The sequence below is a fragment of the uncultured Flavobacterium sp. genome, assembly GCF_951805225.1.
In the GTDB taxonomy this organism is placed as follows: domain Bacteria; phylum Bacteroidota; class Bacteroidia; order Flavobacteriales; family Flavobacteriaceae; genus Flavobacterium.
On sequence record NZ_OX638201.1, the window covers coordinates 6,210,954 to 6,234,830 of the forward strand.

The following is a 23,877-nucleotide window of genomic DNA, read 5'->3' on the forward strand; positions in this document are numbered from 1 at the left end:
TTACACTATTTATCCTCTAAATCTATTCCTTACAATAATATCCTTAAGTCGGGCTTTTAGATCTTCGCCGGTATCAAAAACCATTTGTTCATTATTAGGAAATGGCACAGAACGTTTATTAAAATTACTCATATAAGTATCCTCGCAAGCATTTCTGTCTCCTTTGTAAGTCGAATAAATATTCTCAAAAATAAACTCGCTCGTAAGTGGGAATGATTGCATTAATTGATTCGTTTTCAAATCAACATAATCTACTTTTGCCGTTACCTGACAAGATTTAAATTGCCTGAATTCATATATATTCGCACGAAGCATTCTATAATTATCGACTTTTATTTCTTTGCCCAAACTATCTTTCACGGGTCTTCCACGACTGTCCAAAAGTGTTCTTACACCATCTTTTATTTCTCTTTCTTTGATGAATTGCTTTTCTTTTATTTGCTCAGGCGAAATATTTATCTGTACAAAATTTACAATTAAACTATAATCGTAAGTAATATTTTTTTGTCTTACATTATGATAAACCGTCCATTTATCGTTTAATCCATAAGTTTTGATATCCAATAAATCATCCTGAAGTTGTCTTGGAATCACCATATTAGTCACATTTGTAGCATAAATATCCACAAAATCAGTTCCTTTAAACTGCGCATCGTCCATCAGTTTTTTGGCGTTTTTGTAACCAGGATTTATACTTTCTAAATAGAAAAAATCATCGTAAGCTTTTCTAAAATCTAATTTGTTTTTTGATTTTAAAAGTGCCGAAGCATTCTCATACAAGTATTTAGACAAAGCATTTTTGCTGCTTACAATTTCATTTGAATAATTATCAAACGGAAAAGAAGCATTTCTTCCCTGTTTCAATAATTGCAAAGGCAATAACGGTCTTATTTTTTCCTGACGATTATTCAATTGCATATACGTATTATAAATGCGTTCAGCATTTGCTGCGTTTGCTTCTTTTGTCATCAAATCAAGATCGCGCAAATCCCTGTCTTTGGCTTTTGCAAAAGCTTCTTCCAGCAAATACACATAATCTTGTTTCCCTTTAGAATCTTTTTTGGTTCTTAAAGCTTCGACAGCGCGATCAATTGCAGCGTCATAATTTCCGTCGCTTATTAAAGATTGCGTGGTTTTTACGCCACATGAAGAGAGCGTTAAAAATAATATAGAAAACAGTAAAGTAATTTTTTTCATCCTAGAGACCATTGATTTTTGAAGGTGTAAATATATCGGTTTTTAGATGAAATCAAATAATGTAATTTTTAAATTTAAGGAGCAGAAGTTTTCGTTTTCATAATTAATGTAGAGGCGCACAGCAGTGCGTCTTTCAGTATTTAATTCTATTTTGGCCAATACAGAAAATTAAACTTATGACCATCCGGATCAGAAAATCCAAAGAAATATCCTTTTCCATATTCTTGAGGTTCGGCAAAAATCTTTCCTCCGGCTTTTTTAACAACCGTAAGCCATTGGTCAACTTCTTCTTTGCTTTCGGCGGAAAGCGAAAATATAATTTCATTTCCAATATTTAAATCTGCCATTTCGCCATTAACAGCCCATTTAAATTGCTCTTTTACAAAAAAATGAATGATAAAGTCGTCCTCACCAAAAAGAAAACTCCGCAACTCATTGTTTGTATTATGACCGTTTGGTTTAAATCCTAAATCAGTATAGAATTTCGTTGTTCTGTCTAAGTTTTCTACACCAAAATTCGCCCATATTCTTTTCGTTTCCATAAGATTCACTTTTAAAAATTAGAACTTAATTCAGATCATTAATTAATAATCGTGATATAAAATTATGAAAATTTAAATTTCTATTATGGTTTTAAATACAACAACGGCGTCACCTTTTATTTGAATTAATGCAGGTTTATCATTTTCAACCAAAACTTTAACTGATATTGTGCCAAGTCGGTTTATTTTTTCGCCTTGTCTTCCGTTGAATTCAAGTTTGTTATCGTTAAAAGGAACAATATTATTTTCGACCAAATAACCGCCCAAAGGTCCGTTTGCATTTCCGGTAACAGGATCTTCATTTATACCAATTGCTGGAGCAAACATTCTGCCGTAAGTCAGGATATCTTTATCGTCAGAATCGAATGTAAAAACAAAATAACCATTGCAATTAATATGTTTGCTTAATTCGGTTAAGTCGCTGTATTTTGGAGACAAAGCATTAAGTTTTTCTCGGCTTTTAATTCCAATCATAACTTTTGAATGTCCTGTAGAAGCAATTTGAATTGGACATTTTGTGTCGATATCATCAACATCAAGTCCTAATGCGTCGATCATTTTTTTAGTAATATCGTCGTCAAATGTTGGACTAAGTTCAAAACTTCCTTGCGTCATTACAACCTGATAATCGCCATTTTCTTTGATGATTTCAAAAGGCAGAATACCAATTTTGGTTTTCATTCTCAATACGCAAGAATCCAAATTATCTTCGAGAGCTTTGGCGTACATTGCTGCAATTGTAGCATGACCACAAATAGGAACTTCAATACTTGGAGTAAAATATCGTATTACGCCATCGCAATCATTGCTGTCTGGCGAGAAAAGAAAGGCAGTTTCGGAGTTATTTAATTCTCTCGCGATTTGCTGCATTTCATAATCCTGCAATCCATCTGCGTTGACAACTACTCCGGCAGGATTTCCTTTGAATTTTTCTTTTGTAAAAGAATCTATTTGATATACAATAAGTTGTTTCATGAAATTAAATGTTTTGCGAAGAGATTTTTTTTGTTTGATAAGCAACTTCCCAAAATAGAACCGAAAAAACAGCATTTGCTATTACGCATGTTTCGATATCATAAGGATCGTATTGGGAAAACAAATGTAAATCTCCAAATTTTAAGGCCAATGTCAAACTTACTGCGGCAATGATAATAGAATATCCGATATTGAATAATGGTGTCCATTTTAAAATGAAAAAGGAATAAAGAAGATTTATTATCGTGAACCCAAAACCTAAAGTGATAAATAAATGATTGATTTTTAATTCACTATCTAGTGTCATTAAAAGTATAGTTGAAAAATAATATACTACAAGAAGTATTATATAGGCAAAAAATCGGTTTTGTAATTTCATTTTTTTCTAGTTTTCACGGGATAAATTATGCCCGAAAAGATAATCAAAAAAAGTCGTATTTATTGGCTAATTTGCTTCTTTTAACCATTAAATTTTATTTATTGATACTAGAATACAGATTATTCTTTTTATCAAAATATGGTGTAAGTTCTTTGTACGGAATTGTTATTTTTGAAACATATTCGCCAATTGGTTCGTTTTCTTCATTCTTATTTTTATCCAAGACATTGACTTCGAAAACAATTCCTTTAGCACTGAAATGAGAAAAATTAGAAGAATTAATTTTGCAATTTATTTTATGATAATCATAATTAGGCTTTTCAAAAGCAAGCTGATAAGTGTATAATAAATCGCCAAATCCGTTAGATAATATTTCTTTATAATTATTTACGATTTCTTTTTTATGATTGTTGGTATAAGTTAAAACAGCTTTGTTAAAAGCATCTTGTTGATTTGCTGCTATTAAGGAATTGAAGTTGATTAATTCCATTTTGTTTAAATCGATATTTAAAAATTCATCATAAGGAGAACCTTTATCTCTGCCGTCATTTAGTTGAGTATGATAAACAAGAATTTTATCTAAGCAGAAAACTCTTGTAGAAAGTTCTCCCGATTCATTATGAAGTTGCATTTCTTCAGACAATTTTTGATGCAATTTTGATTCGGAATTCAAAGTGAAAATTTTCGAAAGATCAAGATGATCAATCCAGTTTTGGAATGTTTTATTTTCTTCAGAATTATCAAAAAGAGAATCTGGCTTATGAAATCCTATACTGTTGTTCTTAAGATTTAGTTCTAAAATGTATTCACTATTTTTTAAAATGAGTTTATTTAGTGCATCAAAACGTTTTCCATTTTTATCTGAAAACAATTTAATAGCTCCATTTTTAAAAGTGTTTTTTTCATAAAAATAATAGTCTTTGTACTTAAGATCAGCACATAGATTTTGTGAGTAAATAAATGAAGTGGTTAAAAGAAATATAATAACAAATAGTTTTTGTAATTTTTCTAAACCATTTTTCATCGTCTTGCTTTGATCTGATAAATAATTTCCCAAAAGATAATCGGAAAAATTGCATTTGCCATTAATGCTGTTTTAATACCATATTCATCATATTTTGTAAACAGATGTAAATCTCCAAGTCTCAAAGCCAGAAATAGGGATAAAGCTGCAATTGCAATAGAACAGATTATGCTTAATAAAGCGTTCCATTTTAAGACAAAAAGCGAAAAAATAATATTTATGACAAAAAAACCGCAGCCTAAAGTTATAAATCTATGGTCTTTTAGTTTTTCGCCCAATGCAAGTAAAAGGGAAGTTGAAAAACTATAGGTGAAAAATAATAGAGAGTAAAGTAGAATTCGTACTTGTAGTTTCATTTTGAAATTTATTTTTGGTTTGACGAAATTACAAATTAAAAATGAAGCTAGGATTAGTATAGATTTTAAAAATGTTTTTTGTTTGTTCTAATTCCAGCGTCAAGCGAAGAAATTTTACTACAATTTATCGCGTTTCATTCTTTCTATTTGTCGTTTGTGTCGAAGGATATGAACAATGGCGTGTTCTGTAATTTGTTCAATATCGTAGCATTGTCCCCAACTAGTTTGCATTTTTAAAGAATTGACAGGTTGTTCTAATTCATCATCTTTAATTTCTTTGAAAACATTTTCTGTAAAGGCAAAAACATCCGTTAAGTCGTTTAAATATTCGGCAATAGTCAAACGAAGAATCTTTTCAGGTCGTTCAACATTATTTTCTTTATAGTTATGAATGCTTGTGGCATAGCTATAACCGGAACTTACAACGTGAGTTAGAATTGTTTGAATGGATCTGCAATCTTCGTTTGTTGTTTTTTCGTCTAAGATCTTTGTTAAAACATCATCAGAAATATCTTTAATAACATTCTTAAGATCTGAAATTGTCTGCTCATATATGTCAAGCAATGCTCCAACTGCGCCTTGTCTGTTCATTTTTTTTGTTGTTAAGCTAAGGGGTTATTTTTGTGTTCTTTCCGTATCTTGAAATGAAATCTTGTCCATTGTCATATTCCGCAGGATTGAAATATGTTATCACTCCAATTTTTGAGTTTAAAATTTCTTTGAGTTTTTCGAAGTATAATTTTTCAGTTACCTCGTTACCGTCAATAGTTAGGCTAATAATTAGTTTATCATCTTTTGTAATGTTTGCACCAACCATAATATTATCAGGGTTGTCGTGATATTTATTCCAATAGAAGGTCTGACTTAATTGGGAATTTTCAATGAAATAATTTATCATTTCATCTTCTGTTTTAAAAACATATTCCTTGTCCTCTGGTTTGCAAGTATAATCAGTATTTAACTTTTCATATCCGGGAATAAATGTATTTAGAACCAGTTCAATAGTGCTTTTTGATTTTTTTCCTGCGAATACTTGACAAATTAGATCTTTTTTTATTTCCACTACTTTTTGGTAATATTTAAATTTAACGTTTCTAACTTCGATAGATTGAATTTACTATTTCTTTAATTTTATTTGTTTTTGAAAATTAATTAAAAGTATAAAAAAATGGAATGTTTCTTAGATTAGTCATATTTGTTAGATTGACTTCAAACCAGATAAATATAATTAATTTTTACAATTCTCAGATTGAATTAAATCCAAATCAGAACCATATTTTTCGCGGTATCCTAATTTAAAAGCTGTTTCAATATCTAGACAGGCTTTTTTAGCATCTTTTAAATTTAAATATATCAAAGCTCTGTTTCTATAGGCGTATGAGTTTTCAGGAAAAAGTTTTAGCGATTTATTGACGTCTTCCATAGCTTGTTTTGTAAAGCCCAGTTTTAGGTTCGAATAACTTCGATTGTTGTACGGTAAAGGATCTTCAGGCTCATCTTTTATAATTTTGCTGAATATTTTTTGAGCCTCTTTATGATTTTCTTTTTGTTGATATATAAAACCCAGATTATTCCAAACATTATTTAAATTGGGATTTATTTTAAGGGCTTTTTCGCAATAGAATATGGCTTTGTCAAAATCTTTTTTTGCAAAATTTAATTGTTCTAAAGCGATAATTGTAGAAAGATTTCTATTGTCTAATTCTAATGATTTTTCGAAATTATGAGAAGCGCTAATTTGTAAATGTCTTTTAATATCAATCATTCCTAATGAATAATAAACCGAACTTCTAATGGAATCGTTTTTTGCCAGTGGAATGTATTTCGAAAAAGAATTATAGGAATTTGATAATTCGTCTAATTTCATTTCAAGTATAGCTTTTACTACTAATAACTGGTTTGTTTCTAAATCTTTTTGGTCAATTGCGTTTACTAAATTTAAGGCTTCCTTATGTTGTTCTTTTTCGACTAAAGGCAAGATTTCTTTTATAATCGAATAAGTTTCTTTAGAGATAATAGTGCTATCAATAGTAGCATTAATTTCAAAGTCCATAATGTTTTTGCCTTCTATAGGACCTGAACTTTTTACAAACGCTTGTTTTTGTTTTATTTTCTGAGCATTTAAAAAATGACAGCTAAGAAAAAGTAGTATTAAAATAGAAGCTAGTTGTTTCATCCGTTTGATTCTGTTATAAGTAGAAGATCTTTTTGTAATTAAAGCTAATTTGTGATTGACTGCAAAAGCGCATCTATTTTGGCTTCAGATTTTTCTCTGATTACGCTATCTGGATGAAAACTCCAGATGATTAGAAATTTTCCTTTTGCAAGATATTCTTCGGGATGTTCATCAGTTGGCTGACCGTCTTTTCCCCAAAGTAATCCTTGCAGAAATCGGTCGCCTTTGAATCTGTTTTCGAATTCAAAATACATGATAGAACCGCTATCTTTTTTGCTTTTGAAACTTTGAATTTCTTTACTTTTTACAACTCCAACAATGTTGCTGTAAGTTGCAATATCATTGTAGAATGTACAAGCCTGAGGAGTTATGCAATTGTGACCGTCGCTATTGGTATAGGTTTTTGGAATTTCTTTGGCTTTTAGTTTTAAATCAGCAATCGTCTGGCTGAATAAATTGGTAGAAAGTAACAGGAATAATACCGACAGGGGAATCGTAATTTTCATTGTTTTTGGGTTTAGTTTACCAAGCTAAAATAGTTTTTTTATTTGAGTTTGTTGAGTTTGATTTTTGATTGAAGAATAAAAAATTTATTAGGATGTTGGCGCGAGCGTGTATGCTGCAATTAATTCTTCCACTTCGTATAATTTGTTATTCCGTTTTGGTCCCAATCAATTTTCAAAGTGTCTTTCGTTGCATTTTTAATTATACCTACAGCAGTATAATCATTATAGTAAACTTTGATTGTATCTTGATTTATGACGTATGGCATATCTCCATCTCCATCATAATCTACAATATAATAAGATTTTTTTGTTAACTCAAAATCTGCATGCGGACCGTTTGGGTCGTTTGTCCAAATTCCAAAAAGCAAGTCCGGATCAAATTTTGATGTGATTATTTTACTTTGTTTTGGGCGGTCAGTATTTTGTACACTTTCGATATCAGTGTTTTTTGAAGAAGCTGTTTTTATAATTTCTTTTTCTTTTTTTTGCGAGTTTAGATTGTTAATGCTTGCTTCTTTTACGCTTTCTTTTTTCCCGCAAGAAATTACAATTAATGCACAAATAAGGAATAAGTATTTTTTCATTTTAATTTATTTTATAGTCTTGCTAAGATTGTAATTTTATTTTCATTAACGCAAGGAAATTATTTATTGATGTTCATTTGATTAAGATCTATTATCCAAATATTCTAAAATATAGATACAAATCGAGAAAACAAGAATCACAAATACGATATTACAAATACGGTATCTAATTCTATGTCTTCTTGTTTCACTTTTCCATTCTGCAGTAAAAACATTGCTAAATCTTTTATGTGTTTTGAGATTGAAATAATCAATTGTTAAACAAATAATCATAAAAAAAGAAAAGAAAACAGGAAAGCTAATATGTACAGTAGGAAATAATATTTTCTTAAAAATTGCACAAATTGCTAATACAAAAAATCCTTCAACGCTAGAAAGTGCCCTTGTAGGTTTATGCCCTTTGCTTGAGCCTGTATTAAGATAGAAAAATCTGCGGTATATTTCTTTAATGTCCAATAATATTAGTTTCTAATTTTGTGTTTTATGGTTTTCAGGAAAGATTATAAGCATTATTGAGTGCATTTTAATCATGCTCTAGTAATAAAATAACTTTATTTTGCTCAAGCGAATATCCAATCATTTCACCTCCTTCATCACAGTCAAAACATGGAATGTTTATTAATTTGATTGCAGGATTGGTCAAAACCTCATTTAGAAATTTTTTATCGGTAATATCTTCTTCCCATGCTTTTAATTCTTCGCTATTATCATTTTCTATTACGGAAATAACATCAAAAAAATTAGCAACGTTCTTTTTAAAATAGGCTTCAAATTGTTGTGGAGTTATAGATTTCCAATATTTTTCCATATATTTCTCATAGACTTCTTGTCCTCCCGAAGGTGTTGTTTCAGGGTCATAAATTTCGCGTATAAAATAAAATGCGTCAAAAGATTGTGTATAGATAATTTTATTTTCTGAAGTTATTATTTGCAATTCAGCTTTGGAATTTTTAACCAAACCTGGATTTATAGTGAGTTGAAATATATCTTTAGAATTTTGATTTGAAAAGAAATAAGAATTAGAAATTTTTATTGTATCAGGAATTGAAAGCTTTAAGTTTTCCCTTCTATCATCATAAACTACTTCGTTACTTGTAACTTGTAATGTATCATTATTTGTAACTTTTAAGGTATCATTGTTCTTACTGTTATTATTTAATTTGCTTTCTTTTTTATTCGAATTGCAGGCAAATAAACTCATCAGAATAATTAAAAACAGACATGCTTTATTTAATTTCATAATTTTTAATAGTATCGTTTTCAAATGTTTTATATTAATAATAATAGAATCGCAAAGTATTTCAATAAGTCTGGTTTTGCGCCATAAATTTACTTTTTTGTATTGCTAAAATACATTTTTTTTCTCACGCTGGCGTTAGTGTCACGCACGTGCTCGAAAAGCTTATTTGAAATGCAGAATAAAACTTTTTATCATCGTGTTCTGATATGTTTTTGTAAAACTAATAATCCTGTAATTGACTTTGTGGAAGGTTTTCCTGTTCTTTATAGACAAGTAAAAACAACAACATTGAGTTAATTAAACACAGAAATATTCCGTATCTAATTTGTCCAAAATAAGGTAGCGCAAATATTAAAACAATAAATGATAGAAGGATTGCAACTAAGTTCAAGAAACATAGAAATAATTGGTTATAATGTTTTCTAAGAAAGCAAACTAACAAGGTTATGTTCAGAAACAGGATCATTGTAAAACTAAAGAAAACTGGCTCAAAAGACATCGCTAAATCATAACCACTTAAAGAATAAGCTTTTTTTGCCCGTTCGAAAGCTAATTTTTTTTCTTGCTCTGTTTCGGTTTTATGATATGATTTAATAAAATGCGGACTTTGTTTAATGTTTTTATCAGAACACATCTGGAAAAAAGGGGAGAAGAAAATCAACATACTTAGGCTTGCTAAAAAACGAATTATTGTTTTTCTGTTTTTCATGATAATGTTCATTAAAATACCATATAAATTAGTGTGTAGAAATCACAAAATTGCTAATACAAAAAATGCTCCAAAACTAAAAAGTGCTGAAGAGGATTTTATTATTTTCAATTAAATCGTTGGATTATTTTTCAAGCGGAACTCCTTTTTTTGACATTTCATATCTTTTCTCAACAAAGTAATAAAGAGCATCCAGATCTGAATTGGTGAGATTAGGAAATGCGGTCATTAATCCCCAGCCTTTAGCGATATTTTCTTTGGCAATTTTATCGCCTTGTTCAAACATTTTATACGAATTTCGGGTATAACTGTACAACCAATCTTTTTTGCGCAATTTGGTAATTCCGCCCAGAGCAGGAGCGGTTGCTATTTTATCCATTCCAATGTAGTGACAGGAAGCACAATCTCTTTTAAAAATATTTTGCCCTTTTGTATAAAGTGGATCAGTTTTAATGGTTTTCTTAATCGTTTTGTAATCAGTAGGTTTTAATGATAAAGTAAAATAACCAACAAACAGAATTAGAAATAAAGAAATTGGTTTAATCATTTTGGATTTGTTTTTTAGCAATTAAAGTTAATTAGATAATTTTAAAATGATTTCTAAAAAACAAAAAGCGGACGCTCACGCCAACGTGGTGATTTTTTTTTAAAAGTATTTATTAAACAAATCAATTTGCGACATAATAAAAATAATTTTTGCTAATCTTTTCAGATTGTAGAATCTGAAATAGAAAATTATCTGTTTCCATTTCTTCTTTTGAATTGAAATAGAAGCCATATGAATTATCTGTAAGTCCATCGACAAGATAGAAAATTCCTTTTTTTGTTTTTACGGCAGAATAAATATTTAATTCTTTAAGTAAATTAAGAATCTTGATTTGTTCTTTTGAAAAACTATCGTTTACGTTATTTTCAATTTTATTTGAGATAGGAAAAGGGGAATCTTTGGGAATTATATATTTCCAATACAGTTCCTTTTCTTTATATAAATTATCGATTCTTTGAATTCTTTCGTAAGATGTAAAAATATCACTTTTATTTCCCGAAATAAGTTGTGTAAGTTTCTCGAATTTTTTCAAATTTTCATTTAAGTAATTCTCTAAAAAATCTTTCTTATCGCGGCCATTTTCTAAAAATTGATTAGGCATATTCATTGCCGTTTTCTGAGATATTTGATATTGATTACAGAATGCCCCAAAGATGAAGTTTGGTATTTCGCTTGCATTGTGAAAAGTATCTAAAGCCCAAACGTTTTCTCTTTTTAATGGTCTGATATCCCATTTTGAAAATGGTTTGCTGTTAATCAAAAATGTTTCTAATGAAATAGAATCTTTTTCGACAGTTTTCATTAAAAATTCAAATATATCAACATCGTATTTTTTATCTTTTTCAGGAAATTCTTGTCCAATACATGTTCCTGTAAAATATAAAAGAAGAATTATAATAGTTTTTTTAAACATTATTATCGAATTAAAAAAAGCACAAAATCATAAGATATTTGTGCTTTATAGAATTTATATTTTGGAGTAATTATTTTCCTTTTAGTAAGTTTTCTAAATACTCATTTTTGTCTTTTTCAACCTGAACCAAACGTTCGTAAAGTTCAATGACTTTATCAAGTGGATTGAATGTACAATTATAATTACCAGCATTAATTACGCTGTCTTTTGTATCGTAATATGTATTGAAATAATTAAAAACAGATTCTTCCGAAAAATTTTCAATTGCTTCAACCGTAACTCCAAGAACTTTTGCAATTTCTATCAATTTTTTGGTTTCAACTTCTTCGCTTCCTTCAATGCTGGAAACAGTTTGTTGACTTAAACCAATTGCTTCGGCAAGTGCTTCTTGTTTCATACCTCGAAGTTCTCTGATTCGGCTTATGTTTCTGCCAATATGTTTTGGTTTTGCTGCTGTGCTCATAATTCAAAGGTATTTAAAAATCTTTAGAAAAATTGATGTTGGTAAAAAACATCTTTTTTGGATTGAATGCGTTTTTTTATTTTTTAATAAACTTTTTCACCTGAGTTTTTTCGCCATTCTCCAACTTTATAAAATATACGTTTTTGTTTAAATTCGTCACGTTTACCGAAAAGTCATTTCCAACAAAATTCTCTTTAAGAATAACGCTTCCAAGAGCATCAATTATCGAAACTTTGGTATCGTTTGATTCTTCATGATGAACATTTATAAAATCAGTTGTTGGGTTAGGAAAGATTTTGAGTTGAGATTTAGTTAAATCAGCGATTCCTAAATTTTTGTCATATTTATACGTTGCACGGGATAAGTTTTCCCATGAATTGGATGATTTTTTCCATATTTCTGCAATCTCTTGATGTATTGTTCCGTTTTGATTATTATCATATTTACTTTGGTACTGATTAATCCATATTGAAAGATCATCATCCCAATCCTGACGTAAACGATTCACTAAAAAACCATTTGCGTCGTATGAATTTGTAAATATTATTTTCTCAATCCACTTATTATTTTCCCATACATTCATTGTTTCTACTGAAACCTGTTTTGAACTATTATAAGTAAAAGTTGATTGCGAAAAATTTTCCCATTTAGAACTGGAGTCATTCCATCTTTGTCGGGTTATTAGAGTAAATAATCCATCAGAATTATTTGAATAATCGACCTTTATGTTATTTTTCCAATTATTGTCATTCCATTGCTGTATTAAATCAGATGTGAGATATACATTTGAATCATAAGATGAAGTATTTTTTGATGAATTTTGCCAAGCGTTGTTAGTCCATTCTTCATAAAATAATACATCTATTTTATTTTCATTGATATAAGTGAAAGAAGCCCTTAGAGAGAAGGTCAATGAATTTGAAGTTTTATCAAATGATTTGTAAATAATTTTATCTAGTAGATTGTTAGTATTATATTCATAATTTGATGAGTTAGAATCTTTCCAGCTATTAGAACTCTCATCCCACCGTTGACTTAAATCATCTGTGATCTTGTCACTTTTATCATAATTTTTTATAACATAAGAAGAGTTTATCCAATTATTATTGCCCCAACTTTCGTAAGTAATACTTTTAAGATTTTGACTGTAAACAGATGAAGTTAAAATAATAGTAAATAGTAAGTAAAGTGTTTTTTTCATTTTTTGGAATATAATTGAATAGCTTTTTAGTGGATTTTATAAGGTAAAAATAGTATTAAAAAATTGAAAAAAGAGATTAAATTTATCAAATGTTTTACAATTTATTTTTGATATTTAATTGTTGGTTTCTGGTGGCGTATCGTTGTCGCTATAAGAAATAGAATTTAAAATAGAGTGAAAAAAATCCGTTTTTAATCTGTGTTTTCGCAAAGCAAATCCGCGTCATTCGGGTTCTATATTCACGATAATCTTTGTCGATCAAGACAAGAGCAGATAAAAAAACTAGAGAAAGCTTGACGTTAATGTTAGCTGACAAACTTTATAATACTCTTAGATTTCGTTATTTTAATGATCGTAAATAATTCAATTTTCGCCCATTTAATAATTCTATTTCAATTTCTAAATTATCAAATGCTTCTGATGGAATATTAAAATTGTCGGGTAACCAAAAAGAGTAATATTTATGAGAAATTCTACTTCCGGAATACAAACCTCTATTGTCATACTTTCCTTTGTAAACTTCGCCCGCAAGTGAATTATACAAATTGATAAAATCGTCTATATTTTTTATAACATGATTTTTATTCTTATTTACTTCGCGTTTGATAATGTTTCCTCCAAGATGTTCTCTTTTTAAGTTTTGGATCAATTTGCCACTTTTTTGGTCGTAACATTCGCAGCTAAAATCATTCTCATACAATTTTCCCTGAATATAATCTTCAAAGCGATTAAACATTTGGGCTTCTTCTATGTTGGTTAATTTATCTGTGATGTCTATTTTTTTATTATTGCTCGTAAAAAATATTTTGACACTTTTTATTTTTTCTTTGGTTCCATCAACACCTGGTTCAAAAGCACAACAATTACCTCCTTTTCGAGGATTATCATATTTTAGGTCAAGCTTAAATATTACTCCAATTTTCTGATTGCGTTTTACTGTGTCGGTTACATTAAAAAGCAGACAAGGAATATCGGTAACTTTTTCTTGGTAAATCATTGCAATATCAACTTTGTCTAATGAAAAAGTGTCATTTTTTTCATCAGTATTCTTTTGCGAACAAGAGATGAGTATTAAAAATATAAAAAGTAAATATTGGTTGATTTTCATTTTTTTACACAATTTTTCTAAGTGTTATACTAATTCTTCCCGCTTCTGTATTTGATTGTGGAATTGAGTGTTGCCAAATTTTTTGAACTTCTTGCGTCATATAAATTAGACTTCCTGCTGTTAATTCAAAACTTTCAAACAACTCGGGATTTAATATATTTCTAAATTTGAGAGTTCGAACGGCTCCAACTGAAATAATCGCTACTCCGGTTTCTGGTTCTAAAATATCGATTTGATCGGAATGATAACCCATTTTTGATTTTCCGTCTAAGTAATAGTTTATAAGGCAATTGTTGGGTTCAAAACCAATTACGTTAGAAATTTGCTGATTAATTTCTTTTAGTTCGGGCAAGAATTCCTGATATGGATATTCGATTTGAGAGTAGTTATATGCTTTTCCGAAACTTGCTGTTTTTCGGGCAGTCATTCTTTCGTCCCATTTTATATTTACTTTTAAATTTTCAAATAGGTCGTTTGGATTTTCGATAAAATTTTCGACAAATGTAATTCCTTCCACTTTTTTCTTTATTTCAAATATATTTATTTATTCTTACAAAATCCAATTGTTCAAGTTTAATAAACCCAACAGGTTTTAAAAACCTGTCGGGTTTGTTGCGTCAAGGAAATTTTCGTGAAGTTAGCCATTTTAGAAATGACAAGATTATAAGAGAAAAATCCGTTTTTAATCCGCGTTTTCGCAAAGCGAATCCGCGTCATCCGTGTTCTATATTGTCGACTATCTTTGCCGAGTTACGTGTGTGATTTACTTCGTCGAAATGACAAAATTGGGCATAAAAAAAATCCCGCCTCAATTAAGAAACGGGATTCAATAGATATTCTCTTTTTTTTTATTTTAAACTGTTGCAGCAACTTCTTGTGGCAACGGAATTTGATTTTTAAGCAAATCTTCAAATGTTTCGTGTTGACGTATTAAGATTCCTTTTCCGTCTTTCCATAAAACTTCTGCTGGTTTGTATCTTGAATTGTAGTTCGAAGACATTGAGAAACAATATGCTCCGGCGTTTCTGAAAGCAAGAATATCACCTTCAGTAATTTCCGAAATTCTACGGTTATTTGCAAAAGTATCTGTTTCGCAAATGTATCCTACAACGGAGTAAAAACGCTCTTTTCCTTTTGGGTTAGAAATGTTTTCGATATGATGTGAAGATCCGTACAACATTGGACGAATTAAGTGGTTGAAACCACTGTCAACTCCAGCGAAAACTGTTGATGTTGTTTGTTTTACTACGTTTACTTTCACTAAGAAATGACCTGCTTCGCTCACCAAAAATTTTCCTGGTTCGAAAATCAACGTTAAATCTCTGCCGTATTCTGTACAGAAAGCATTGAATCTTTTTGATAATTTTTTACCTAATTCTTCGATGTCAGTTTCGATATCGTCTTTTTTGTAAGGAACTTTGAATCCACTTCCGAAATCTAAAAACTCTAAGTCTTTGAAGTGTTTTGCGGTATCAAACAAGATTTCAGCAGCATACAAGAATACTTCGATATCAAGAATATCAGATCCTGTGTGCATGTGAATTCCCACGATGCTCATTTTTGTGTTCTCTACAATTCTCAAGATATGCGGAATCTGGTGAACAGAAATACCGAATTTACTATCGATATGTCCCACCGAAATATTAGCATTTCCTCCCGCCATTACGTGCGGATTGATACGAATACATACCGGAATTTGTGGATATTTTGTTCCGAATTGCTCCAGAATAGATAAGTTGTCAATATTGATTTGTACACCCATTGCAGCAACTTCCTCGATTTCTTCAAGAGAAACTCCGTTTGGTGTAAAAAAGATTTTTTCAGGTTCATAGCCAGCATGAAGTCCCAATAAAACTTCTTGAATTGATACAGTATCTAATCCAGATCCCATGTTCTTTAATAACTGAAGAATCGCAACGTTTGACAATGCCTTCATGGCGTAATTAACTCTTAAGTTTTCTACCTTAGAGAAAGCTTTAGTTAATCTGTTGTACTGAGATTGGATTTTTTCGGCATCATAAACATATAATGGACTTCCAAATTGTTCTGCTAACTGCAGTAAATCTTTTGCTTGCATTTTTTAAACTATTTTGAGCAAATTTATTACTCTTTTGACTAACTGCAAATTAATTGTAGAAAAATAACAAATTATAACAAATTGTTTGTTTTTAAACAAAAAGTGACTTATTTCGAATTTTTATAAAACTTTTTAAGCTTCTAAGTTGCTAAGATACTAAGTTAGTAAGTTTTTTCGTCTTAGCGACTTAATATCTCAGAAACTTAGAACCTTTTTTTGAAGCATTACTAATGGCATTTTGTTAAACAAAAGTCTTTTTTTAGAGGCTAACGTTTTAAGTTGTTTCTAATATTTCTAAACCTTTGCGCCTTTGTTTCTCTGTGCCTTTGAACCTAAAAAACCCGGACGAAAGTCCAGGTTTTTTATTAGTGTGTTGTTTATCGGAATAAAGATTTGATGTTTTTAATCTTTTATGTTCGTAAGATTCAAAATACTAAGAGAAAAAAACTTAGAACCTTAGTAACTGAGTATCTCAGAATCTCAAAAAATTAAAGACTTGGTAAATCTCCGTTTCCTTTGGTTGGCAAGTTGGTATATCCCATTAAGAATAAATCTACCTCTCTTGCTGCTTCGCGACCTTCTGAAATAGCCCATACAATTAACGATTGTCCTCTTCGCATATCTCCTGCAGTGAAAATATGAGGAACATTCGTTTGATAGTTTTTAGCTTTATAGTTGCTTCTCATATCAATTTCAAGACCCAATTGCTCGCTTAAAGTTTTTTCAGGACCTGTAAATCCTAAAGCCAATAAAGCTAAATCGCAAGGCCAGATTTTCTCAGAACCTTCTTTTTCGATTAATTCAGGACGTTGACCAGGAGTCATTTTCCATTGTACTTCAACAGTTTTTAAACCTACTAATTCTCCTTTTTCGTTAGATAAGAATTCTTTAGTGTTGATTAACCAGTTTCTGTCGCAACCTTCTTCGTGAGAAGAGGAAGTTTTTAACTGCAACGGCCAGAAAGGCCAAGGAGTTGTTTCACTTCTTCCAACTGGAGGTTTTGGTAAAATTTCGAAATTCGTTACCGATTTTGCTCCGTGCCTGTTAGATGTTCCAACGCAGTCAGAACCTGTATCTCCACCACCAATTACGATTACGTCTTTTCCAGTTGCTTTAACCTGATCCGGAATTGATTCTCCGTATAAAACTTTAGTTTGTTGCGTTAAGAAATCCATTGCCTGAACAACGCCTTTGCTTTCGATTCCTTTAGTTGGCAAACTTCTTCTTTCAGTTGCTCCACCGCACAATACGATAGAATCAAAAGCATTTAATTCGTCTACGCTAAAGTTTACTCCAACGTTTACATTCACTTTAAAAGTGATTCCTTCAGCTTCAAGAATTGCTACACGTCTGTCGATAATTCCTTTCTCTAGTTTGAAATTTGGAATTCCGTAACGTAATAAACCTCCAATTGCATTGTCTCTTTCAAAAACAGTTACCGTGTGACCAGCTCTGTTTAATTGTTGAGCCGCTGCCAAACCTGCAGGACCAGAACCAATAACGGCAACGGTTTTTCCTGTTCTAGTTTTTGGAGCTTGTGGTTTAATCCAACCTTCTGCAAAACCTCTTTCGATGATGTTTTTCTCGATGTTTTCGATTGCAACTGGTTCTTTGATGATTCCTAATACACATGATTTCTCACATGGAGCAGGGCATAAGCGACCAGTAAATTCCGGAAAGTTATTAGTAGATTGTAAAATCTCTAATGCACTTTGCCATTCTTCCTGATGCACCATGTCGTTGAAATCAGGAATTAAATTTCCTAATGGACAAGAACTGTGGCAAAAAGGAATACCACAATCCATACATCTTGAACCTTGTTCTTTTATTTTATCTTTTGCTAACGGAATTGTAAATTCGTTGTAGTTCGAAACACGTTCTGCTACTGCTAAATTACTTTCGTCAGCTCTGCTATATTCTTTAAATCCGCCTATTTTACCCATGACATTTTAATTAAATTTAGTTTTGAGATTGAGATGTGAGAAGTGAGTTGAAAAACTTCAACTTAGTACCTCTGCACCTTTGTAACTCAGAACCTCTTAATCAGCTATTAATTCTTCTATTTTCTTTTCTTCTGCAATTCGTTGTAATGCTTTTTTGTAATCAGTTGGCATTACTTTTACGAAATTGTTTTGTTCATTTTCCCAGTCTGCTAAAATTCTTTTTGCTAATGGACTGCTAGTGTACAATGAATGGTTTTTGATCAATCGTCTTAGTTTTGTAATGTCTTCGTCTTCCATTGGATCAAATGCAACCATTTCCATGTTACATAAAGTTGAATCAAATTTTTGATTTGGATCATAAACATAAGCCACACCACCGCTCATACCAGCTGCGAAGTTTCTTCCTGTTTTTCCTAAAACAACGACCGTACCACCTGTCATGTACTCGCATCCGTGATCTCCAATTCCTTCAACAACGGCAGTTGCTCCAGAATTTCTCACACAAAAACGCTCTCCGGCCATTCCATTAATATAAGCCTCTCCGGTGATAGCTCCGTAAAGGGCAACGTTCCCAATAATGATGTTTTCTTCAGGTTTGAAGGTTGCAGTAGGAGGGACTTTGATAATCAATTTTCCTCCGGAAAGACCTTTTCCTAAATAATCATTACAGTTTCCGTGAATTTTAAACGACAATCCATTTGTTGCAAATGCACCAAAACTTTGTCCGGCAGAACCTTCAAAATCAACTAAAATAGTGTCATCAGGTAAACCTTGTGCGCCATATATTTTTGAGATTTCATTACTCAAAATGGCACCTACAGAACGGTCTGTATTTTTAATTTTAAATGTAACTCTTGTTTTTTCTTTTCTATAAATAGACGGAATCGCTTCTTTTATAATTGCAAAATCCAATACATTGTCTAAATCGTGATCTTGCTCAGTTGTATTGTGAATTGGCTGTGTTTTAGCTTTTTCCGGTTTGTATAGAATTGATGATAAGTCTAAACCATTTGCTTTGTAATGTTTGATCGCTTTGTTCACATTTAATTTTTGTGATTGACCAACCATTTCTTTTAAGGTTCTGAAACCTAATTGTGCCATGATTTCTCTTAATTCTTCAGCAATAAAATACATGAAGTTGATTACGTGCTCTGGAGTTCCTTTGAAATTTTTTCTCAATTCAGGATCCTGAGTTGCAATACCAACCGGACAAGTATTTAAGTGACAAGCTCTCATCATAATACATCCAGAAGCAACAAGCGGAGCAGTGGCAAAACCAAATTCTTCGGCTCCTAATAATGCAGCGATTGCTACGTCACGACCCGTTTTCAATTGTCCGTCACATTCAAGAACTACACGACTTCTTAAATCATTTAAGATCAAAGTTTGTTGTGCTTCAGCCAATCCAAGTTCCCACGGAATACCTGTGTGTTGTAATGAAGTCAATGGTGCAGCACCAGTTCCTCCATCATAACCAGAAATCAGGATAACGTCAGCTTTTGCTTTGGCAACACCGGCAGCGATAGTTCCAACTCCAACTTCTGAAACTAATTTTACGTTGATACGAGCTTCACGATTCGCATTTTTCAAATCATAAATCAACTGAGATAAATCCTCAATAGAGTAAATATCGTGGTGTGGCGGAGGCGAAATCAAACCTACATAAGGCGTAGAGTTTCTGGTTTCGGCAATCCAAGGCACCACTTTTTCTCCAGGTAATTGTCCACCTTCACCAGGTTTTGCACCTTGAGCCATTTTAATCTGAATCTCTTTAGCATTTGTCAAATAGTTGATCGAAACACCAAAACGTCCCGAAGCAACTTGTTTGATTGCACTATTTCTGGAATCTCCGTTAATTTCTTTCTGGAAACGTTTTGGATCTTCTCCACCTTCTCCAGAGTTACTTTTTCCGCCAATTCTGTTCATCGCAATTGCCAAATTCTCGTGCGCTTCTCTACTGATAGATCCGTAAGACATCGCGCCAGTTTTGAATTTCTTTACAATTTCTGTCCAAGGTTCTACTTCATCAATAGAAATTGGATCTAAATTATTGAATTCAAACATACCTCTAATAGTCATTAAGTTTGAGCTTTGCTCATTCACCATATTAGAGTATTCTTTATAACTTTCAGGACTGTTTAAACGAACAGCTTGTTGTAATTTAGAAATAGTTGTTGGATTAAACATATGTTTTTCTCCGCCACGTCTCCATCTGTAAATTCCTCCAATTTCTAACGGAAGCAAACTTGCAACTTTTGAATTTGGAAATGCTTTTTGGAAACGTTTCTTAACTTCTTTTTCTACTTCGATCAAACCAATTCCTTCGATTCTTGAAGGTGTGTATGGGAAATATTTAGAAGTAAATGTTTTGTTTAAACCTAAAATCTCGAAAATCTGAGCAGCTCTGTACGAATGTAAAGTAGAGATACCAATTTTGTTCATGATCTTAACGATTCCTTTTGCAATCGCTTTGTTGTAGTTTACAACTGCATAATCAGCTTTTACGCCAGTAATGAATCCTTGTGCAACCTGATCATAAATGATTTCGTTTACCATATATGGATTAATTGCACTTGCGCCATATCCAAATAATAAAGCAAAATGATGCGGTTCACGAGGTTCTGCTGATTCGATTATGATTCCGAATTTAGAACGAACCTGTAAAATATTCAAAGAGTGGTGAATGTAAGAACAAGCCAATAACATAGGAATTGGAGCTAATTCTTCGCTAACACCTCTATCTGATAAGATGATAATATTGCATCCTTCAGAAACAGCTTTAAAAGTTGCCTGAACACATTTTTCAAGTGCGCGCTCTAAACCGTTAACTCCTTTTTCTATTTTGTATAAAGTAGAAATTGTAGCCGATTTAAAATCTGCGTGATCAATGTTTCTTATTTTATCTAAATCCTCATTTGAAATAACCGGATTTTGGATTTTTAGTTTTTTACATTGTTTAGATTCAATTTCGAAAATATTGAAATCTCCACCAATTGCTAAACTGATATCAGTAATAATCTCTTCACGAATACCATCCAAAGGCGGATTGGTAACCTGAGCAAATAATTGTTTGAAATAGTTGTACAACAATTGCGGTTGGTCTGATAAAACTGCCAAAGGCGTGTCATTACCCATAGAACTGATTGCTTCAGCTCCCTGACCTCCCATTGGGTTGATGATGGTTTTTAAATCTTCGATAGTATAACCAAATAAACGTTGTCTTGTTAAGAAATCAAGTTTCTCAACCGGAGTAGGATTATTGGTATAAGGAATTTTAGATAAAGGCAATAAGTTTTCATCGATCCATTCTTTGTACGGACGTTTTGTAACGATTGCTTTTTTAACCTCTTCGTCTTCAATAATACGACCTTCGTTCATGTCAACCAAGAACATTTTTCCTGGCTCTAAACGTCCATGCTGAATAACATCTTCAGGATCGATATCTAATACACCAATTTCTGATGACATGATTACGAAACCACTATGAGTTAATGTATAACGAGAAGGACGCAATCCATTTCTGTCTAATAATGCACCAATTACATTACCATCCGTAAACGGAATAGAAGCAGGACCATCCCAAGGTTCCATGATACAAGCGTTGAACTCGTAGAAAGCTTTTTTCTCCTCAGACATAGTCTGGTGTTTTTCCCAAGCTTCAGGAACAACCATCATCATCGCTTCCGGCAATGAACGGCCTGTCATTAATAAAAGTTCTACAACCATATCCATAGAAGCAGAATCTGATTTTCCTTCTAAGATAATTGGGAATAGTTTTTTGATATCATCGCCAAAAACTTTGCTTTGCATAAGCTCTTCACGAGCACGCATACGGCTTACGTTTCCACGAAGTGTGTTAATCTCACCATTATGACACATATATCTAAACGGTTGAGCAAGTTCCCATGAAGGGAAAGTATTTGTAGAGAAACGTTGGTGAACTAACGCCAAACGAGTCACTAAATCTGGATCTTTTAAGTCAACATAATAACGGCTGATGTCTTCCGGCATCAATAGACCTTTATATATTATGGTAGTTGTCGATAAACTAGAGAAATAAAACATATGACTTTCAGAGGTTTTTGATCCTCTTACGGCATGTTCAGCAATTTTTCTAGCTGCAAAAAGTTTTGCATTAAATTCATTTTCAGTTAAATCCTGACCGTTTTTAGAAACGAAAACTTGTTTAACTGTTGGTTCTTTTTCTGCGGCAATCTGCCCTAAATTTTCTACTTCAACAGGCACGTCTCTCCAACCAAGAATCTTTAAATTCTGATCCTTGATAGTCGATTCGAAAGCGTTGATACAAAAAGAAACCTGGTTTTTGCTTTTTGGTAAAAAAACCATTCCTACTGCATACTCACGCGTTTCAGGGATTTCAAAATCACATACTTTTTTAAAAAAATCATGTGGGATATCGAATAAAATTCCAGCCCCGTCTCCAGTTCTTCCATCAGAACTAACGGCACCACGATGTTCCAATTTTATTAAGATGTCCAATGCTTTGTGAATAATATCGTTTGACTTAATACCATTCAAATTACAAATAAATCCTGCACCACAATTGTCGTGTTCAAATTCAGGCAAATAAAGCCCTTGTTCTTTAACTTTCATTCTTGATATTTTTTCTACAAAAATAAAGATTTCGTTAAACATAATGTATTGAAATTGTAATTTGACTTACATTTTTATCGTAATACTAGAAAAACGCTTCTTAATTGATAATAATATTATATTAAGCATTGCGAATTGCCAAAATGATAACATGCATTAAAATATATTAAGAAAAATCGCCGTAAGGCTAATGAATGCGGTGATGTTTTTGTTAAATATCAAACGTTTTAGTGGTTTTGAGTTAATATTAACAAATCATTTTGTTAACTATTTCTTCGCATTCAAAATGAATAAACGCTTAACAGATATAACACTCATTTTTTAATTGAAAAAGATTTTACTATTAAGTTGAATTTTGCTACTTTTGTCGCACTTTTATTCTGAAATAAATTCAGAACCAGACAAATTCTATATTATGAACATACACGAATATCAAGGAAAAGAAATTTTAGCAAGTTACGGAGTACGCATTCAACGCGGAATTGTGGCTAACAATGCGGTTGAAGCTGTGGCTGCTGCAAAACAATTAACTGCCGAAACTGGTACAGGATGGCATGTGATAAAAGCACAAATTCACGCAGGTGGACGTGGAAAAGGTGGTGGAGTGAAGTTGGCTAAAAACTTGCAACAAGTTGAAGAAATTTCAGAACAAATCATCGGAATGCAATTGATTACACCTCAAACTTCTGCTGAGGGTAAAAAAGTAAACAAAATTTTAGTTGCTGAAGATGTTTACTATCCTGGTGAAAGCGAAACTTCTGAATTTTATGTTTCTGTTTTATTGAATAGAGGTACAGGACGTAACATGATCATGTATTCTACTGAAGGTGGAATGGATATCGAAGAAGTTGCTGAGCATACTCCACACTTAATCTTTACTGAAGAAGTTGATCCTAATGTTGGATTACAAGGTTTTCAAGCAAGAAGAATCGCCTTTAACTTAGGTCTTTCTGGAAATGCTTTCAAAGAAATGGTTAAATTCATCGATTCATTATACAATGCTTACATTGGTTCTGATGCTTCTATGTTTGAAATCAACCCGGTTTTGAAAACTTCAGATAACAAAATTTTAGCTGTTGATGCTAAAGTTAATATCGATGATAACGCTTTATACAGACAACCAAAATATGCTGAGATGAGAGATATCCGTGAGGAGAATCCAATCGAAGTTGAAGCTAAAGAAGTAGGTTTGAACTATGTAGATCTTGACGGTACTGTAGGATGTATGGTAAACGGAGCAGGTCTTGCAATGGCAACTATGGATTTAATTAAATACGCTGGTTTTGAGCCTGCTAACTTCTTAGACGTTGGTGGAACTGCTGA

At 31.8% G+C, this 23,877-nt stretch carries 23 protein-coding genes; 1 reads left to right on the forward strand and 22 read right to left on the reverse strand.

The window, feature by feature from the left end; all coding sequences use genetic code 11:
• Positions 1–9: 9 nt before the first annotated feature.
• From WN975_RS25780 to gltB, 22 genes are all read right to left on the reverse strand, one after another.
• Positions 10–1,197, reverse strand: a complete 1,188-nt coding sequence (locus WN975_RS25780) for a hypothetical protein (RefSeq protein WP_337968966.1) — start codon at positions 1,195–1,197, stop codon at positions 10–12.
• Between the two features lie 146 nt (positions 1,198–1,343).
• Positions 1,344–1,739, reverse strand: a complete 396-nt coding sequence (locus WN975_RS25785; RefSeq protein WP_337968967.1) for a VOC family protein — start codon at positions 1,737–1,739, stop codon at positions 1,344–1,346.
• Positions 1,740–1,811: 72 nt separating this feature from the next.
• Complete coding sequence (locus WN975_RS25790; RefSeq protein ID WP_337968968.1) at positions 1,812–2,714, reverse strand: PhzF family isomerase; 903 nt, start codon at positions 2,712–2,714, stop codon at positions 1,812–1,814.
• A 4-nt stretch (positions 2,715–2,718) separates the two neighbouring features.
• Positions 2,719–3,021: a hypothetical protein gene (locus WN975_RS25795; protein WP_337968969.1), complete on the reverse strand. Its 303-nt coding sequence runs from the start codon at positions 3,019–3,021 to the stop codon at positions 2,719–2,721.
• A 166-nt stretch (positions 3,022–3,187) separates the two neighbouring features.
• A complete protein-coding gene (locus WN975_RS25800) occupies positions 3,188–4,117 on the reverse strand; it encodes a hypothetical protein (protein ID WP_337968970.1) in 930 nt (309 codons plus the stop codon).
• Positions 4,114–4,473, reverse strand: a complete 360-nt coding sequence (locus WN975_RS25805; protein WP_337968971.1) for a hypothetical protein — start codon at positions 4,471–4,473, stop codon at positions 4,114–4,116. Before WN975_RS25805 ends, WN975_RS25800 begins: the two co-directional genes overlap by 4 nt.
• Before the next feature lie 117 nt (positions 4,474–4,590).
• Positions 4,591–5,064, reverse strand: a complete 474-nt coding sequence (locus tag WN975_RS25810) for a DinB family protein (protein WP_337968972.1) — start codon at positions 5,062–5,064, stop codon at positions 4,591–4,593.
• Between the two features lie 16 nt (positions 5,065–5,080).
• The gene (locus tag WN975_RS25815; RefSeq protein WP_337964625.1) at positions 5,081–5,536 is read right to left on the reverse strand and encodes a hypothetical protein; all 456 of its coding nucleotides are present in this window, start codon (positions 5,534–5,536) and stop codon (positions 5,081–5,083) included.
• A gap of 165 nt (positions 5,537–5,701) precedes the next feature.
• On the reverse strand, positions 5,702–6,649 hold the full coding sequence (locus tag WN975_RS25820; protein WP_337964626.1) for a tetratricopeptide repeat protein: 948 nt from the start codon (positions 6,647–6,649) through the stop codon (positions 5,702–5,704).
• Between the two features lie 44 nt (positions 6,650–6,693).
• Positions 6,694–7,155: a hypothetical protein gene (locus tag WN975_RS25825; protein ID WP_337964627.1), complete on the reverse strand. Its 462-nt coding sequence runs from the start codon at positions 7,153–7,155 to the stop codon at positions 6,694–6,696.
• A gap of 119 nt (positions 7,156–7,274) precedes the next feature.
• Positions 7,275–7,739 carry a hypothetical protein gene (locus WN975_RS25830; RefSeq protein ID WP_337964628.1) on the reverse strand — a complete coding sequence of 155 codons (465 nt, stop codon included), beginning with the start codon at positions 7,737–7,739 and terminating at the stop codon, positions 7,275–7,277.
• 523 nt (positions 7,740–8,262) lie between these two features.
• Positions 8,263–8,979: a hypothetical protein gene (locus tag WN975_RS25835; RefSeq protein WP_337964629.1), complete on the reverse strand. Its 717-nt coding sequence runs from the start codon at positions 8,977–8,979 to the stop codon at positions 8,263–8,265.
• A 220-nt stretch (positions 8,980–9,199) separates the two neighbouring features.
• Positions 9,200–9,688: a hypothetical protein gene (locus tag WN975_RS25840; protein WP_337964630.1), complete on the reverse strand. Its 489-nt coding sequence runs from the start codon at positions 9,686–9,688 to the stop codon at positions 9,200–9,202.
• A gap of 124 nt (positions 9,689–9,812) precedes the next feature.
• Positions 9,813–10,235, reverse strand: coding sequence for a cytochrome c (locus WN975_RS25845; RefSeq protein ID WP_337964631.1), 423 nt, complete (start codon positions 10,233–10,235; stop codon positions 9,813–9,815).
• A 121-nt stretch (positions 10,236–10,356) separates the two neighbouring features.
• The gene (locus tag WN975_RS25850) at positions 10,357–11,148 is read right to left on the reverse strand and encodes a hypothetical protein (RefSeq protein ID WP_337964632.1); all 792 of its coding nucleotides are present in this window, start codon (positions 11,146–11,148) and stop codon (positions 10,357–10,359) included.
• Positions 11,149–11,218: 70 nt separating this feature from the next.
• A complete protein-coding gene (locus WN975_RS25855) occupies positions 11,219–11,611 on the reverse strand; it encodes a helix-turn-helix transcriptional regulator (protein ID WP_337964633.1) in 393 nt (130 codons plus the stop codon).
• A 76-nt stretch (positions 11,612–11,687) separates the two neighbouring features.
• A complete protein-coding gene (locus WN975_RS25860; RefSeq protein WP_337964634.1) occupies positions 11,688–12,812 on the reverse strand; it encodes a T9SS type A sorting domain-containing protein in 1,125 nt (374 codons plus the stop codon).
• 340 nt (positions 12,813–13,152) lie between these two features.
• A complete protein-coding gene (locus WN975_RS25865) occupies positions 13,153–13,920 on the reverse strand; it encodes a hypothetical protein (RefSeq protein ID WP_337964635.1) in 768 nt (255 codons plus the stop codon).
• Positions 13,921–13,924: 4 nt separating this feature from the next.
• A complete protein-coding gene (locus WN975_RS25870) occupies positions 13,925–14,437 on the reverse strand; it encodes an alpha-ketoglutarate-dependent dioxygenase AlkB (RefSeq protein WP_337964636.1) in 513 nt (170 codons plus the stop codon).
• Positions 14,438–14,773: 336 nt separating this feature from the next.
• On the reverse strand, positions 14,774–15,997 hold the full coding sequence (gene lysA, locus WN975_RS25875) for a diaminopimelate decarboxylase (protein WP_099711266.1): 1,224 nt from the start codon (positions 15,995–15,997) through the stop codon (positions 14,774–14,776).
• Positions 15,998–16,485: 488 nt separating this feature from the next.
• Complete coding sequence (locus WN975_RS25880) at positions 16,486–17,940, reverse strand: glutamate synthase subunit beta (RefSeq protein ID WP_337964637.1); 1,455 nt, start codon at positions 17,938–17,940, stop codon at positions 16,486–16,488.
• 96 nt (positions 17,941–18,036) lie between these two features.
• The gene (gltB, locus tag WN975_RS25885; protein ID WP_337964638.1) at positions 18,037–22,554 is read right to left on the reverse strand and encodes a glutamate synthase large subunit; all 4,518 of its coding nucleotides are present in this window, start codon (positions 22,552–22,554) and stop codon (positions 18,037–18,039) included.
• A gap of 415 nt (positions 22,555–22,969) precedes the next feature.
• Here gltB and sucC point away from each other — a divergent pair.
• On the forward strand, positions 22,970–23,877 hold a 908-nt coding region (sucC, locus tag WN975_RS25890), incomplete at its 3' end, for an ADP-forming succinate--CoA ligase subunit beta (RefSeq protein WP_337968973.1).

What these genes read in the sequence shown, in the direction of transcription:
- WN975_RS25780 (WP_337968966.1), bottom strand. Translation starts at nt 1,197, where the DNA reads ATGAAAAAAATTACTTTACTGTTTTCTATATTATTTTTAACGCTCTCT.
- WN975_RS25785 (WP_337968967.1), bottom strand. Translation starts at nt 1,739, where the DNA reads ATGGAAACGAAAAGAATATGGGCGAATTTTGGTGTAGAAAACTTAGAC.
- WN975_RS25790 (WP_337968968.1), bottom strand. Translation starts at nt 2,714, where the DNA reads ATGAAACAACTTATTGTATATCAAATAGATTCTTTTACAAAAGAAAAA.
- WN975_RS25795 (WP_337968969.1), bottom strand. Translation starts at nt 3,021, where the DNA reads ATGACACTAGATAGTGAATTAAAAATCAATCATTTATTTATCACTTTA.
- WN975_RS25800 (WP_337968970.1), bottom strand. Translation starts at nt 4,117, where the DNA reads ATGAAAAATGGTTTAGAAAAATTACAAAAACTATTTGTTATTATATTT.
- WN975_RS25805 (WP_337968971.1), bottom strand. Translation starts at nt 4,473, where the DNA reads ATGAAACTACAAGTACGAATTCTACTTTACTCTCTATTATTTTTCACC.
- WN975_RS25810 (WP_337968972.1), bottom strand. Translation starts at nt 5,064, where the DNA reads ATGAACAGACAAGGCGCAGTTGGAGCATTGCTTGACATATATGAGCAG.
- WN975_RS25820 (WP_337964626.1), bottom strand. Translation starts at nt 6,649, where the DNA reads ATGAAACAACTAGCTTCTATTTTAATACTACTTTTTCTTAGCTGTCAT.
- WN975_RS25825 (WP_337964627.1), bottom strand. Translation starts at nt 7,155, where the DNA reads ATGAAAATTACGATTCCCCTGTCGGTATTATTCCTGTTACTTTCTACC.
- WN975_RS25830 (WP_337964628.1), bottom strand. Translation starts at nt 7,739, where the DNA reads ATGAAAAAATACTTATTCCTTATTTGTGCATTAATTGTAATTTCTTGC.
- WN975_RS25835 (WP_337964629.1), bottom strand. Translation starts at nt 8,979, where the DNA reads ATGAAATTAAATAAAGCATGTCTGTTTTTAATTATTCTGATGAGTTTA.
- WN975_RS25840 (WP_337964630.1), bottom strand. Translation starts at nt 9,688, where the DNA reads ATGAAAAACAGAAAAACAATAATTCGTTTTTTAGCAAGCCTAAGTATG.
- WN975_RS25845 (WP_337964631.1), bottom strand. Translation starts at nt 10,235, where the DNA reads ATGATTAAACCAATTTCTTTATTTCTAATTCTGTTTGTTGGTTATTTT.
- WN975_RS25850 (WP_337964632.1), bottom strand. Translation starts at nt 11,148, where the DNA reads ATGTTTAAAAAAACTATTATAATTCTTCTTTTATATTTTACAGGAACA.
- WN975_RS25855 (WP_337964633.1), bottom strand. Translation starts at nt 11,611, where the DNA reads ATGAGCACAGCAGCAAAACCAAAACATATTGGCAGAAACATAAGCCGA.
- WN975_RS25860 (WP_337964634.1), bottom strand. Translation starts at nt 12,812, where the DNA reads ATGAAAAAAACACTTTACTTACTATTTACTATTATTTTAACTTCATCT.
- WN975_RS25865 (WP_337964635.1), bottom strand. Translation starts at nt 13,920, where the DNA reads ATGAAAATCAACCAATATTTACTTTTTATATTTTTAATACTCATCTCT.
- lysA (WP_099711266.1), bottom strand. Translation starts at nt 15,997, where the DNA reads ATGCAAGCAAAAGATTTACTGCAGTTAGCAGAACAATTTGGAAGTCCA.
- WN975_RS25880 (WP_337964637.1), bottom strand. Translation starts at nt 17,940, where the DNA reads ATGGGTAAAATAGGCGGATTTAAAGAATATAGCAGAGCTGACGAAAGT.
- gltB (WP_337964638.1), bottom strand. Translation starts at nt 22,554, where the DNA reads ATGAAAGTTAAAGAACAAGGGCTTTATTTGCCTGAATTTGAACACGAC.